This is a genomic window from Streptomyces sp. NPDC004561 (assembly GCF_053602155.1).
This window is the reverse complement of the sequence record NZ_JBSGDB010000043.1, coordinates 1-13265: the sequence shown is the minus strand read 5'-3', so window position 1 is coordinate 13265 and position 13265 is coordinate 1. Positions and strand designations below refer to the sequence as shown.

Annotated in this window: 11 protein-coding genes, 1 tRNA gene and 1 pseudogene; 7 read left to right on the top strand and 6 right to left on the bottom strand. The window is 71.6% G+C overall.

What is annotated here, in order from left to right; genetic code table 11:
• Positions 1–102 precede the first annotated feature (102 nt).
• Together ACWEN3_RS08740 and ACWEN3_RS08735 are read left to right on the top strand one after the other, a co-directional pair.
• On the top strand, positions 103–876 hold the full coding sequence (locus tag ACWEN3_RS08740; protein ID WP_452967434.1) for an IclR family transcriptional regulator: 774 nt from the start codon (positions 103–105) through the stop codon (positions 874–876).
• Positions 873–1718 carry an SMP-30/gluconolactonase/LRE family protein gene (locus ACWEN3_RS08735; RefSeq protein WP_452967432.1) on the top strand — a complete coding sequence of 282 codons (846 nt, stop codon included), beginning with the start codon at positions 873–875 and terminating at the stop codon, positions 1716–1718. The genes ACWEN3_RS08740 and ACWEN3_RS08735 overlap by 4 nt, the downstream gene beginning before the upstream one ends.
• Before the next feature lie 206 nt (positions 1719–1924).
• On the opposite strand, the gene ACWEN3_RS08730 is transcribed toward ACWEN3_RS08735, so the two are convergent.
• The 3 genes from ACWEN3_RS08730 to ACWEN3_RS08720 all read right to left on the bottom strand — a co-directional run bounded on the left by ACWEN3_RS08730 (position 1925) and on the right by ACWEN3_RS08720 (position 6895).
• Positions 1925–3145, bottom strand: coding sequence for an MAB_1171c family putative transporter (locus tag ACWEN3_RS08730; protein WP_452967429.1), 1221 nt, complete (start codon positions 3143–3145; stop codon positions 1925–1927).
• Positions 3142–3741, bottom strand: coding sequence for a toxin-antitoxin system, toxin component family protein (locus ACWEN3_RS08725; protein WP_452967426.1), 600 nt, complete (start codon positions 3739–3741; stop codon positions 3142–3144). The genes ACWEN3_RS08730 and ACWEN3_RS08725 overlap by 4 nt, the downstream gene beginning before the upstream one ends.
• A gap of 184 nt (positions 3742–3925) precedes the next feature.
• Positions 3926–6895, bottom strand: a complete 2970-nt coding sequence (locus ACWEN3_RS08720) for a beta-galactosidase (protein ID WP_452967424.1) — start codon at positions 6893–6895, stop codon at positions 3926–3928.
• Between the two features lie 75 nt (positions 6896–6970).
• Between ACWEN3_RS08720 and ACWEN3_RS08715 the strand changes: the two genes are divergently transcribed.
• Positions 6971–7429 (top strand): RrF2 family transcriptional regulator, encoded by a 459-nt coding sequence (locus tag ACWEN3_RS08715; protein WP_452967422.1) that lies wholly within the window; start codon positions 6971–6973, stop codon positions 7427–7429.
• 181 nt (positions 7430–7610) lie between these two features.
• A complete protein-coding gene (locus ACWEN3_RS08710) occupies positions 7611–8261 on the top strand; it encodes a DUF4360 domain-containing protein (RefSeq protein WP_452967419.1) in 651 nt (216 codons plus the stop codon).
• 75 nt (positions 8262–8336) lie between these two features.
• Here ACWEN3_RS08710 and ACWEN3_RS08705 read toward each other — a convergent pair.
• Positions 8337–9671, bottom strand: a pseudogene (locus tag ACWEN3_RS08705) (FAD-binding oxidoreductase); the annotation flags it as partial.
• Between the two features lie 71 nt (positions 9672–9742).
• On the opposite strand from ACWEN3_RS08705, the gene ACWEN3_RS08700 reads away from it, so the two are divergent.
• Both ACWEN3_RS08700 and ACWEN3_RS08695 read left to right on the top strand, forming a co-directional pair.
• Positions 9743–10339, top strand: coding sequence for a TetR/AcrR family transcriptional regulator (locus tag ACWEN3_RS08700; RefSeq protein ID WP_452967417.1), 597 nt, complete (start codon positions 9743–9745; stop codon positions 10337–10339).
• A 230-nt stretch (positions 10340–10569) separates the two neighbouring features.
• A tRNA-Arg gene (locus ACWEN3_RS08695) sits at positions 10570–10667 on the top strand.
• A gap of 109 nt (positions 10668–10776) precedes the next feature.
• Here ACWEN3_RS08695 and ACWEN3_RS08690 read toward each other — a convergent pair.
• Positions 10777–11328: a DinB family protein gene (locus ACWEN3_RS08690; RefSeq protein WP_452967415.1), complete on the bottom strand. Its 552-nt coding sequence runs from the start codon at positions 11326–11328 to the stop codon at positions 10777–10779.
• Between the two features lie 4 nt (positions 11329–11332).
• Positions 11333–11848: a DinB family protein gene (locus ACWEN3_RS08685; protein ID WP_452967413.1), complete on the bottom strand. Its 516-nt coding sequence runs from the start codon at positions 11846–11848 to the stop codon at positions 11333–11335.
• Positions 11849–12226: 378 nt separating this feature from the next.
• Here ACWEN3_RS08685 and ACWEN3_RS08680 point away from each other — a divergent pair, with 378 nt between their 5' ends.
• A complete protein-coding gene (locus ACWEN3_RS08680) occupies positions 12227–13117 on the top strand; it encodes an aldo/keto reductase (protein WP_452967411.1) in 891 nt (296 codons plus the stop codon).
• Positions 13118–13265 lie beyond the last annotated feature (148 nt).

Below are 13265 nucleotides of genomic sequence, written 5' to 3'. Positions count from 1 at the left end.
AACCGCCGATGACTAGCCTGTGTTCGTCATGCCGATCGTCTGTTGATATCTCGAACAGATATCGCGAGAACAGGCGCTTAGACCCAAGGGAGGGGGCCGGACGTGGGACGCCTCGTGCCTGCCGTGACCCGGGCTCTCGACATTCTGGAGCTGTTCCTCGACGGGGACGGGACGCTCTCCGCCCCGGACATCGTGCGCAGGCTCCAGCTGCCGCGCACCACCGTGCACGAGCTGGTCACCACGCTCGCCGCACGCTCGTACATCGTGCCCGTGCCGGGACAGCCCGGACGCTATCGGCTCGGCGTACGGCCGTACCAGCTCGGCAGCCGCTACGCCGAGCAGCTCGACCTCGCCGCCGAGGGCCAGCAGGTGGCCCGCTCGGTCGCCGAGACCTGCGACGAGACCGTCCATGTGGCCATCCTCGAGGGCACCGACGTCATCTACATCGCCAAGGTCGACTCCACCCACGCGGTGCGCATGGTCTCGGCCGCTGGCCGCCGCCTCCCGGCCCACTGCACCTCCGTCGGCAAGATGCTGCTGGCCTCGCTGCCCGAGCAGGAGCTGGCCGCGCGGATCCCGGACGGCGCCGAGCTGACCGCGATGACCCCGAACAGCATCACCGATCCGGCCGCCCTGCGCGAGGCCCTGGCGGAGATCCGGCAGCGGGGCGTCGCGGTGGAGAGCCGCGAGTCCAACCCGGACGTGTCCTGCGTGGCCGCGCCGGTCCGCGACCGCACCGGACAGGTCGTCGCGGCCCTGTCCATCTCCGTGCCGATGATCCGCTGGAGCGAGGAGCGCCGGGCGGAGCTGGAGCAGCTGTCGGCGAAGGGCGCGGCGGAGCTGTCGGAGCGACTCGGCCACCGGAGCGCGGTGTGAGCGTGTACGAGGTCGCGGTACGGGCCGAGGCGGCCCTCGGCGAGGGCCCGACCTGGGATCCGGCCACCGGGCGCCTGGTGTGGCTCGACGTCCTGGGCATGCGCGTGCACACGTACGACCCCGCGTCGGGCCGCCGTACGACCCGTACGACGGAACAGCACGTCGGCGCGGCCAAGCCCCGCGCGGGCGGCGGTCTGGTGCTGAACCTGCGGGACGGGGTGGCCCTGCTGGACCCCGACGACACGTTCCGCTGGCTGCGCCACGAGCCGGTGGCGGGGCGCCGGGGCAACGATGCCGCCGTAGCCCCCGACGGCTCCCTCTGGGCCGGGACCATGCGGTACGACGAGGCGACCGGCGGCGGCACGCTGACCCGACTGACGGCCGACGGGACGGCGGAGACGGTCCTGCCCGGCGTCACCGTCAGCAACGGCACCGGCTGGAGCCCGGACGGCCGCCTGATGTACTACGCCGACACCCCGACCCGCCGGGTGGACGTCTTCGACCACGACGGCGGCCGGATCCACGGCCGCCGCCCCCTGGTGGAGATCGAGGAGGGCGCGGGTTTCCCGGACGGGCTCACGGTCGACGCCGACGGATGCGTGTGGGTGGCGCTGTGGGACGGCGGGGCGGTACGCCGCTACACGCCCGCAGGCGAGCTGGACCGCGTGATCACCCTGCCGACCCCGCGCACGACCGCCTGCGCGTTCGGCGGCGCCGCGTTGACCGACCTGTACGTCACGACGGCACGCACCGGTCTGTCGGCCCCGCATCCGGTCGCCGGCTCGCTGCTGGTGATCCCCGGCGTGGGCCAGGGCCTCCCCCAACCACCGTTCGCAGGCTGACCGCGAGAGGGGCTTTCACTCGCCGCGCCGCAGGGTGCCGCTGCGCCCACCCGTGCCGCCCAGCGGCACGACTGCCCGCAGCTACGGGGCCCGTACGACCGACGTCGGCCGCCCTTCCCCAGGGGCGCGGGGAACTGCGCGACCAGCCACCGCGCACCCGCGGCCGACGACGGTCCGGCGCCGTTCCCGCACCGCACCCGACGGTCTCAGCCGCCCCCCACCACACTCTCCGCGGCGACCCCCGCGCGGGAGCGCACCGCCGCCAGGGGCTCCGGCCGGCGCAGCGCACGCGAGATCGCCCCGATGTCGCGCAGCAGGCTCGCGGGGTCGGGCTCGGCCACCGGCTCCACCACGCGCCCTTCCGCCTCGATCGCGTCGAGCAGGCCCACCGCCGAGGCCAGCGCCCGCGCCCGCGCGGGCGGATGCCCGAGGCCGAGCGCGGCCTCGTACGACCTCCTGCCGAGGTCGGCGTCGATGCGCCGGGCCAGCGGCAGCAGCGCGTCCCGGATGAACGTCTCGCGCCGGGTCAGCCGCAGTTCGGGCGTGGCCCGCAGGGCGAACGGCACCCCTTCGCCGCTCACCGCGCGCAACAGCCGGTACAGGGGCCCGAGTTCGCGGTGGGCGAGCCGGACCCGCCACTGGTCCTGCAGACACTGGCCCGCGTGCGGCAGGATGAAGCCGGCCGCGACCAGGATGGCGGACAGCGAGGCGACCGGCGGGGCCAGATCCGTGCTCAGCCAGTCCGGACTGCTCCCGAACCACCGCGCGAACACGGCGGTCAGCTTGGCCGCGTCGTAGATCAGGTTCAGCGCGTACCCGGCGCCCAGCAGCCGCAGCCCCCAGCGCAGCCAGGCGTCCTGGCCCTCGGCGTGCGCCCAGTTCCAGATCAGCCGGGAGGTGATCAGACAGGCCACGGTGTGCGCCAGCAGGTAGAGCAGGATCTCCTCGCGCATGAACGGCGTACGGGCGTAGTACGTGTCCAGGTCCCGCACCCGCTCCACCGGCACGTCGGCGAGCAGGAACAGCACCCACAGCGCCACGATCACCGCGGCGTACGCCGAGAGCACCCGGCGTCTCGCGCGCCGGGTGACGGCCGAGCGGTCGCACCGGCCGTTGCGCCAGGTGACGATGAGCAGCAGGCAGGAGCCGGACATCGCGGTGATGAGCGAGTAGCACCAGGGCGCGGCGATGTTGGGCACGCCGGTCACCCGGTTCACCCGGGCGATCATGGACGGCATGCAGAACACGAACACCGCGCAGGCGAGCAGCAGCAGCCCGCCGACCGCGCGCAGCAGCGGGTCCCGCCACAGCCGGATGATCGTGGGCAGCTTGATCAGCAGCGCGACGGTGAGCACCGCGGTGGGGATCCAGAAGGAGATGTAGAACTCGCCCAGGAGCGCCGAGGGGTCGAACGCCAGCGCGGTCACCGCGCGGCTCCGCCCCGTCCGCGGTAGCCGAGGGCGCGTTGCAGAGCGTCCGGCGGGGCGTCGCCGGACCCGGACAGCTGGGACCGGAACAGCGTGGCCAGACGGTGTCCAAAATCGTCGGCCTCGGCCTCGTCGGCCTCCCGGGAGCCGTTGCGGGCGGCCACCGTGAGGGCGTCGCGCCAGCCGGGCGCGCCGGCGAACGCGCGGGCCGCCTCGGCCCCGGCCAGGTGGTGGTGCCGGTGCCCGGCATGCAGATGCCACAACTCATGGCCCAGGATGACCAGTTGCTGTACCGCCTCGGCCCGCTCCTCCACGATGACCAGGTCGAAGTCGGCGAACTCGACCCACAGCCCCGTCACCTCGATCTCGTCCGGGAAGCGTTCGAACCGCAGCTCCAGGGGCCGACCGCCGCGCAGCGCGCTCATCTCCTCGCACAGCGCACGGCACAACTCCCGTACGTCTTCGGGCGCCTGGGACCGGGAGCGGACCGCGGTGGCGAGACCGGCGGCCAGGGACCGCATCGCCGAACCCGGGCGGGAGCGCCGAAGCCGTGCGGTCAGGCGTGCCGCCCGCTGTCGCGCGCCCGCCATGCCCATCGGTCCCCCTTCTCACCGCCGGTGTGCGGCCGGTCCGAGCGTACGCGCCCACAGCGCCCGCGTCATGCGATCCGGCGAGCGTTGTTCACGGCGCAACCACCTGGGAGTCATCGCGCGACCACCTGTGGGCTGGTGCCCGGCCCGCCCGCCCCGGCGCCCGCGACACCCGCCACGAGCGGGACCGTCAGCGGCCGGGGGAGGGCACCTGCGTCAGCGGCACTCCTCCGGTCGCCCGGCCCAGCAGGGTCAGGCGCACCGACCCCGGCCCGGACAGCGTGGTGAACTCCGAGAGGACCGCCAGCGCCAGGGTGTTGGAGCCGCGGGGGCGCAGGATGCCGTTCGGCAGTACGAAGGTGTGCTGCGGGCCGACGTTGTTGATGTACTGGCCCATGTTCCAGCCGTTGAGGAAGATCTGCGCCCGGTAGGCCCGGTACGGGTCGTCCTCCAGGGTCAGGCCGATCGAGGCGTCGACGTCGGCCGGCACCGACAGCCGGAACGTGGTCCGGTACCAGGTCACGCCCTGGCGCCGCACGGACCGCGGGAAGCTCGCCGTCTCCCAGTCCCGGTCCGGGAAGCCCGGCAGGTGCCAGCCCTCCCGCTCGCCGTACAGGCCGCCGTTGTTCATCGGCCCGCGCACGGGGTCGGGCGCGGCCTCGCCCTGGATGCGCCAGGTGACGTCCGGCGAGGCCCCCTTGAAAGCGGCCGCCGTCAGGCCGCGCGCCACCTTGTGGGTGTCCTGCGCCTTGCCGTCCTGGTCGTGCTGCATGCGCCGCACCAGCACGGACAGCACATGCCGGCCGGGGGAGCGCAGCCGCTCGCGCACCGGGAGGACCGCCGTCCCCGTCCAGCTGCCCTTGCGGACCGTGGTGTCCTTGTCCGGCACGGGCATCCGGTGGGTGCCCAGCGGTTCGCCGTCCAGCCACGCCATCAACAGCCCCTGCGTGCCGGTGCTGTAGGCGAGCGAGACCTCCTCCAGGCCGGTGGAGTCGGCGAAGGCGCCCCGGTACCAGACGTCCCCGTAGTGGAAGCCGTAGTCGTCGGCGAACAGCACCGGCTGCCCCTCGGGCACGGGCGTGGTGCTGTACGACGACTTCCGGTCGGCGACCCGCCACGACGAGTCGTCGAAGCCGGGCCCGGCCTCCGGGTTCTCCGTCCGCATCCGCCAGCCGCCCAGTTCGGGCAGCGGCACCTCCGGCGCGGCGGGCAGCAGCCCGGTGGTCATCAGGCTGCCGGACAGGGTCACCCGGGTGGGCAGGGTCCGCCCGTTCCACACCAGGGTCTCGATCCCGCGCGGCCCCCACACCTCCACGCTCGTCGTGTCGGTGACGTCACCGGTCAGGTGGACCTCGGAGCCGCGGAGCTCGACGTGCCGCAGCAGCGCCGGGCCGTACACCAGCAGGGTCCCGGACGGGGTGTCGTAGGGGAACACGCGGACGGCGGTGGCGTCGTCGGCGAAGAGCAGCAGCAGCGGGGTGTCGCTCTCGCCCTTCTGCACCAGCACCCGGATCAGGCCGCCCTGTCCCAGCGGGGCGTTCACGTTCAGCTCGTCGTCGGTCAGGCCCCAGGCGGCCTCCGGGTCCAGCCGCATGACGTCCGGCTCGGCGGGGCACTTCAGCACCAGCTCGGCCATCTCGCCGCGCCGCCCGGCGAACACGGCGATGTCCTGCCGGCCGGCCGTCAGGCGCATCACCGGCGTCGCGGTGGCGTACTTCAGGGTCCGCCTGCCCAGCGAGAGACCGGCGGTCAGCAGCTTGGCGTCCTTGGCCGGCACGGTGATCCGCAGCGTGCCCTCGGAGGTCGGCAGGTCGGTGGTGACCGGCGCGGCGGTGTCGTTGCGGGCGACGTACACATGGGCGCCGGTGTCCGGATTGGTCAGGTGGTAGACCTTCAGCCCGGCGGCCTTGACCTCCGCCGCGCGGTCCAGCTTGGCGAAGTCGGGCACGCGCTGCACCAGATGCCCGATCTCGTGCATCGGGGCGATCTTGTCGGTGACGTTGCGGGCCTCGTCGATCGCCGCGCCGTAGTCGTACGACGTGTAGACCACGGGCGCGGGCAGCCAGCCCCACGAGGTCCCGCCGAACGTCATGTACACGTTGTGCAGGGTGAGCCCGTTGGCGAGGTTGGTCAGGTAGAAGCGGCGCTCGTAGGCGGCGTCCCGGGTGCGCCGCGACTCGGCGTACCCCTTGCCGTCGAACCAGGCCCCGCCCCACGGGTCGAACCAGCCGCCCCCGAACTCGGGCACGAAGCCGGGCGTGGACGGCGAGGCACTGGCCCCGCCCCTGGGCCCGCCCGGCCCGAACGTCCCCCAGTCCGGCGGGGTCTGGGACGGGGACGGGTACCCGTCGAACCCGTACAGCCAGCCGCCCCGCTCCCCGCCCGTGTCGAAGGAGCCGGGGACCCAGGAGCCGTTGCGGCCCTTGTCGTTGTGGAACAGCGGGACGTCGATCCCGTCCGCCCGCACCTTTTGGTACAGGTGGGACATGTAGGCGCGGCCGCCGGCCCCGGGCACCCGGGAGTCGTACTCGTTCTCGATCTGGTACAGCAGGACCGTGCCGGTGCCCCGGGTGAACAGGTGCCTGCGGGCGATCCGGTTGACCTGGGTCAGCCACTCGTCCACGTGCGCCAGATAGGCCGGGTCGTCCGACCGGGCCCGGCCCTTCGTCGCGGTCAGCCAGCCGGGGAAGCCGCCGCCGTCGACCTCGGCGTTGATGTACGGGCCGGGCCGCAGGACGACGTACAGGCCCGTCTCGGCGGCCGTGCGCAGGAACAGGTCGAGGTCCCGGACGCCGGTGAAGTCGTACCGCCCGGGTGCGGGGGAGTGGTAGTTCCAGGCCACGTAGACGCTGACGGCGTTGTAGCCGTGGGCCCGCATCTTCTGCAGCACGTCCCGCCACAGGGACGGGCTCGGCAGCCGGAAGGGATGCATCTCACCCGACCACAGCACCAGCCGCCGGCCGTCGACCAGCAGGGAGTAGCGGTCGTACCCGATGGTGTGCCGCTCGCCGTCGGTGCGCGGCGGGGCGGGCGCCGGGCCGGTCGGCACACCGCGCGCCGCGTACGCCGAGGGCGCCCCGGTGCCGCCGCTGCCGCCTAGGCCGAGGCCGAGCGCGGCCGAGCCGGCCAGGGCACTGAAGGTACGTCTGCTGAGCGCCAAGGTGGATCCTCCCGGGCGATCTTACGGGGCGCGGGTCCGGCCATTCTCCAGGCAGGCACGCCCCACAATGGACCCATGAGGATCTCGGCACGGGCGGATTACGCGGTACGGGCGGTACTGGAACTGGCCGTACGGCAGGGTAACGGTCCGGTGAAGGCAGAGGAAATCGCCTCCGTGCAGGTCATCCCGCACAAGTTCCTGGAGGGGATCCTGGGCGACCTCAGGCGGGCCGGGATCGTCGACAGCCGGCGCGGCGGGGGCGGCGGCTACCGCCTCGCCCGGGACGCCGCGGCCGTCACGGTGGCGGACGTCATCCGCGCGGTGGACGGCCCGATCGTGTCCGTGCGCGGCGAGCGCCCCACCGGACTCGCCTACAGCGGCACGGCCCGCCCCCTGCTGCCGCTGTGGGTCGCCCTGCGTGCCAACGTGCGCCGCATCCTTGAGGGCGTCACCATCGCCGACCTCGCCGCGGACGCCCTGCCCGAGCCGGTGCGGTCCCTCGCGGCGGAACCGGCGGCCTGGGAGAACCCGTGACGCGGGCGACCGGAATGTGAAAACCCGAATGTGAATGGCCGGAGTTCGCCCTGCCGGGGCCGAGCGGGGGTTCCTACGATTCCCACGCCTCCCTTCCGGTTTCACAGTTGACGCACAGCTTCTTCAAATCCGCACCGACGGACCGGAGGCTCCACCCCCCACTCGACAACCGGGAGAAACCATGGCTGGTGGACTCCTCCTGAGCGGCGCGGTGGCCGCTCTGCTCACCACGGCGCTGCCCACCCAGGCATCGTCGCCCGTGTTCGACGACCCGCCCCCGGACAAGATCGTCATCGACGTGGCGACCGTGAACGGCTCGGGTTGTCCCCAGGGCACGGCCGCCGTGGCCGTGTCGCCGGACAACACGGCCTTCACGGTGACCTACAGCAGCTACCTCGCCCAGGTCGGCGGCAACTCCGACCCCACGGCGTTCCGCAAGAACTGCCAGCTCAACCTGGTGGTCCATGTGCCCCAGGGCTTCACCTACGCGATCGCCAGCGCCGACTACCGGGGCTTCCTGTCGCTCCAGCCCGGAGCGACGGCCACGCAGAAGGCGTCGTACTACTTCCAGGGATCCCCGAACACCGTGCCCAGAACCCATCCGTTCAGCGGCTCCTACAACGACGACTGGCAGGCGACCGACAGCACGGACTGGGCCCAGCTGGTCTGGTCGCCCTGCGGGGTGCTGCGCAACTTCAACATCAACACCGAGCTGCGGGTGAGCGCGGGGACGTCCGCCCCCGACAAGGTCAGCTTCATGACGATGGACTCCACGGACGGGGACATCAGCACGGTGTACCACCTGGCATGGAAGCAGTGCCCGCACACCTAGCGCCGCCTTCCGCCGGTGGGCCCTCGTCCCCACCGGCCGACCAGTGACGGGCCGCTTCCTCCGGAGGGAGGAGGCGAACCGGCAGGTGACCACCCCCGCCCCGGCGACCTCACGCATCGCCTGTTGCGCCGCGTCGGTGACCGCGCGATGGAGTGCTTCGAACCTGTCCCAGGTGCATGCCGTCTCGAACGTCTCGGCGATCAACGAGTGACGGGCCAGCGCGTCGCGCTGGTAGGGCATCCGCAGGAACGACGAGCGCCAGGACTCCGTGGCCGCCCCGCCGGACGACTCCCCGACCGACCCTCCGCCGGTGCCGGTGGTGGACTCCTCGGAGGCGTCGGCGGACGGCTGCCCACCGTGGTCGCGGCACAGCTCCAGGGCCCGTCGCAGTTGGTGGCGCACGGGGTGGTCCGCCGACTCGAAGCCGAGAACGAGCACACCGCCGCCGACGCTCACGCCCGCGTTGATCAGCGACTCGGCCGCATCCAGGAGGCGGCAGTTCGCCGGGTGCAGCCCGCTCTGCGCGACCGCTCGCGTGGCCGCCACGGCCGCCGCGTAGTCGTCGAACAGTACCGACGCCTTGGCGCGCCACCGGGGGCGCTCCTGCAGGCGCATCCACGCCTCGGTGATGATGCCCAGCGTTCCCTCACTGCCCAGGAACAGCCGGTCCGGCGACGGCCCCGCGCCGGAGCCCGGGAGCCGCCGTGACGCGCTGACCCCGCTCGGCGTGATCACGCGCATCGACTCGACCAGGTCGTCGATGTGCGTGTACAGCGTCGCGTAGTGGCCGCCGGCGCGCGTGGCGAGCCAGCCGCCCAGCGTCGAGAACTCGAAGGACTGCGGAAAGTGACGCAGGGTCAGTCCGTGGGGCCGCAGCTGGTTCTCCAGGTGTGGGCCGAGCACACCGGCCTGGATCCGTGCGGCCCGGCTCGTCGGGTCGATCTCGAGCACCCGGTTCATGCGTCCCAGATCGACGGTGACCACGCCGTGGTGGTCGGCGCACCTCGGCTCGATGCCGCCGACCACGGAGCTGCCCCCGCCGAACGGGACCACGGCGATGCCCTCGCGGGTGCACCAGTCGAGGAGGGCGGTCACGTCGCGCTCGTCGCGGGGCCTGGCGACGAGGTCAGGCACATGGCGCAGGTCCCCTTGCAGGTTGCGCACCACGTCGCGGAACGCCTTCCCGTGCGCGTGCGCGGCCCGGTCGGCCGGATCGGCAGAGCACAGTGCGGCGAGCGACTCCGGGGCGGTCACCCGTGGTTCGGGCAGACCGAGTGAGGCGATGTCCGGCGGCTCGTGATCGATCAACTCACCTGGCATGAGCGCCTGTACGCGCTCCAGCAACGCCCGCAGCTCGGCGCCTTGTACGGCGTCTTCGACGTTGCCCCATCCCCACCACGATCGCGTCATGCCCGTGCACTCCCTGAATTCACCGATGGGTAAATTACTCAGCGGTCACATCTTGGGCTAGAGTCGATGCCATGGGCAAGGCCGGTACCAAGGGCGTCTCCCGCGCCGATCGGGAGAGACAGATCATCGACGCGGCCGTCGAGGAGTTCGGCACGTACGGCTACGCGAGCGTGTCCGTCGCCGCCGTCGCAGAACGCGCGGGAATCTCCAAACCGCTGGTCTACGCCTACTTCGGCTCGAAGGACGGGCTGTACCTCGCCTGTGTCCAACGGGTCGGCGGTCTGCTGGTGGACTCCGTGGCCGCCGCGCGGTCCCGCAGCGGTACGACCGGCCACGCCCTGGACACCCTCTCCGCGATCTTCAGCACGGTCGAGCGCTGCCGGCACGCCTGGTCCGTCCTCTACGACCCGGCGCTGCCGCCGGCGGGTGAACTGCGCGACGCCGCGAACGACTACCGCGGACGGCTCGCCGCGATGGGCGCCGCGGGAGCGGCGAGCCTCCTCACCCGCGCAGGACATGACGACCCGCTCGACCACCAACTCCTCAACCACGTCTGGCAGTACGCCGTCACCGCAGTCATGCGCTGGTGGTCCGAGCACCCGGACCAGAGCGGGGCCGAAATGACCGCCCGCTGCGCGCGACTCCTTACGGCGCTGAACGCCGGCTGACCCCAGTCCGAAATGGCTCCCGAGAGCGGGCGTCCGATGGTGGTGTGAGTGGCAGGGCCCGGCATTCCGGCGGGGTGCGGCTCCGGCTCCGGCTCGGCGGACGAGGGGCAGCGGATGACGACTCCGCTGCCCCTCAACGGGCCGCATCAGGCGCACATCAGTCGGCCGTCAGGGGGTCCTGCCAGTGTTGTCCATGTGAACGGCACGGACACCACCGGAGCCGGGAACGAGGAGAGGTGCCCGGAGTGGCTTATCGGGGACCAGCGAGTTCGGCTCACGGTCGGGCCCTTCGGGGCCCACGCAGGTTCAAATCCTGCCCTCTCCGCCACCGAAACACTCGGGCCGGCGGACCCGTTGGCGGTACATCAATCAGCGGTTCGGTGGCTGCTGTTGCAGGTGATCGAGCCGTAGAGAGGGGTCAGCGCAGCCGCCTCGCGTCAGACCCCGACGGCGCCGTCGATCCGTTCGCGGATGAGGTCGGCGTGTCCGTTGTGGCGGGCGTACTCCTCGATCATGTGGATGAGCACCCAGCGCAGGGAGACCGTGCCCCGCCAGGTGTCGTGGCCCTCGATGTCGAGATGCGAGGCCTCGGCGACGAATGCTTCAGCGAAGGCGACTTCGTCGCACCATGCCGCCCAGGACGCCGCAACGACCTCGGGGTCCGGGCCGGCGCCGTCGAAGTCGCCTTCCGGGACACCGGGAGAGGAGAAACGCAACTCGACGTCGTGTCCAGCGAGCACGGCCCGGAACCAGCGGCGCTCCACGTCGGCCAGGTGCCGGACAAGGCCGAGCAGGGAGAGCGAGGACGGGGACACGGTCCGCAAGGCCAACTCCGGCCCCAACCCGGAACACTTCATCTTCAGGGTGGCGCGCTGGGCGTCCAGCACAGCCACGAGCATGCTCCGCTCGTCACCGGTCGCGGGGCCGCTGAACCGCTGCTCGCTGCCGGTGCCGGTGAACAGTTCGATCCGTCGGTCGGGAACCTTCATGTCCCTAGACTCCGGTCTGCCCGTCGACGAGCTCACGCACGATGTCGAGGTGGCCGTTGTGACGCGAGATCTCCTCGATGAGGTGCAGCATGATCCAGCGGAGGTCCACATGCCGGCCGTCACTGATAGGGCGGCTCGCCGGTGCGTTCAGATCGAGCTCGGCCAGCAGGCGCCGGTAATGGGCGCTCTGTTCCTCGTACTCGGCGAGAAGACGGGGCAACGGTGTGTCGACCGCCTGCCGCATCTCTGGATCCGGGTCCTCGTCCGTCGCCTCGGTGAGCGGACCCATGGGCTCCTCACCCAGGAACATCACCTGAACCCAGTGATGTTCGACCCAGCGCAGATGGCTGATCAGGCCACAGATCGTCATCAGCGGTGATTCCGGCAGCGGAGCCTTACGGGCGTCCGCGGCGGACACCCCCTCACACTTGGCCCGTGCCGTGTCGCGAGCGTAGTCGAGAAAGGTCGTCAGCTGCGTGCGCTCATCCCAAGCGGGAGGCGTATCCGTTCGTTCAGTCATCCTGGCCATCCTGCCCCGGCTCCGGCCTCACGTCGAACGAAAAAACGTACTGCCGTCCCCGCCCCAGCACGCAAGCAACTTGGCTTCATTGCAGGGATGATGACGGTCCGTCTGCCGCTCTCGCCTCGCCTGGAGCTGCGGGACCAAGCACACGTACCGCTGGCAATCACCTCGCCTGACCTGCTAAGGTCACCAGACACGCGAGCCTTCTCGGCGCGGACTGCGATCCGCCGAGGAGGCTTTTTTTCATGCCCGGGCAAGCCGCCCCGGCCACGGCGAACCCGCTTCCGTGCTACCGGCCTGCCCAGGCACCTCGCCTCGTCGCATACCGGATCACCGGTTCCCCCCAACCCTAGTCCGCAACAGGAGATGCTTCTCATGAGCCAGCGAACGAACATGGCGGCAGCCGCCGGTACGTGGCGACTCGGCGATCTGACCGTCAATCGCCTCGGGTTCGGCGCGATGCGTCTGACCGGCACCACCCCCTTCGATGGCGGCGTACCGCGGGACCGCGAGCAGTCGATCGGCGTGCTCCGTGCGGCCGTCGAGTCCGGCGTGAACCACATCGACACCGCCGCGTTCTACTTCTCGGCGACGCGTTCCGCGAACGAGCTGATCGACCGAGCGCTGGCACCGTACCCGGAGGACCTGGTCATCACGACCAAGGTCTGGCCGGGCCGTGACTCCTCGGGCGCATGGTGGTGGGCCACACCCGAGCAGTTGCGCGGCCAGGTGGAGGAGAACCTTCGGCAACTCGGCCGGGATCACCTGGACGTGGTGAATCTGCGCGTGCCACCGAGCCGGACCGGCTCAATCAGCGAGCACTTCGGCGCGCTGACCGAACTGCGCGATGCGGGACTGATCCGGCACCTGGGCATCTCCAACGTCACATCCGAGCAATTGTCCCAGGCCCTCGCCATCGGCCCTGTCGTCTGCGTGCAGAACCCGTACGGTATCGGCGCATCGAGCGAGGACCGGGCTCTTCTGCGCTGCTGCGGCGAACTCGGCATCGCCTTCGTTCCGTTCTTCGCGATCGCCGGTGCCGGGCGCGAGGCAGGTCCGGCAGCCGGAGACGGCGAGGAGGTGCGCCGCGTCGCCCGGGCACACGGAGTCTCCGTCGCGCAGGTCCGTCTGGCCTGGACCTTGCACCAGGGACCACATGTGCTGAGCATTCCCGGAACCGGCGACCCCGGCCACCTCGCGCAGAACATAGCGGCAGGCGCGCTGCGGCTGTCGAAGGAGGAAGTGTCGCTCCTCGACTCGCTGTGATCAGTGGCGCGTCGTGGTCGAGGCGCGACGCAGGCGTCGTGCCGTGGCCCGCCCCAACCTCGTTGAGCGGACGGGCCGGTGGAGGATGCCTAGATGGCCACCGCCAGCGGGGGAAAGCAACGCCGGATGTACACGAGGGGGGCCCTCT

What these genes read in the sequence shown, in the direction of transcription:
- ACWEN3_RS08685 (WP_452967413.1), bottom strand. Translation starts at nt 11,848, where the DNA reads ATGACTGAACGAACGGATACGCCTCCCGCTTGGGATGAGCGCACGCAG.
- ACWEN3_RS08715 (WP_452967422.1), top strand. Translation starts at nt 6,971, where the DNA reads ATGAGGATCTCGGCACGGGCGGATTACGCGGTACGGGCGGTACTGGAA.
- ACWEN3_RS08710 (WP_452967419.1), top strand. Translation starts at nt 7,611, where the DNA reads ATGGCTGGTGGACTCCTCCTGAGCGGCGCGGTGGCCGCTCTGCTCACC.
- ACWEN3_RS08700 (WP_452967417.1), top strand. Translation starts at nt 9,743, where the DNA reads ATGGGCAAGGCCGGTACCAAGGGCGTCTCCCGCGCCGATCGGGAGAGA.
- ACWEN3_RS08680 (WP_452967411.1), top strand. Translation starts at nt 12,227, where the DNA reads ATGAGCCAGCGAACGAACATGGCGGCAGCCGCCGGTACGTGGCGACTC.
- ACWEN3_RS08725 (WP_452967426.1), bottom strand. Translation starts at nt 3,741, where the DNA reads ATGGGCATGGCGGGCGCGCGACAGCGGGCGGCACGCCTGACCGCACGG.
- ACWEN3_RS08690 (WP_452967415.1), bottom strand. Translation starts at nt 11,328, where the DNA reads ATGAAGGTTCCCGACCGACGGATCGAACTGTTCACCGGCACCGGCAGC.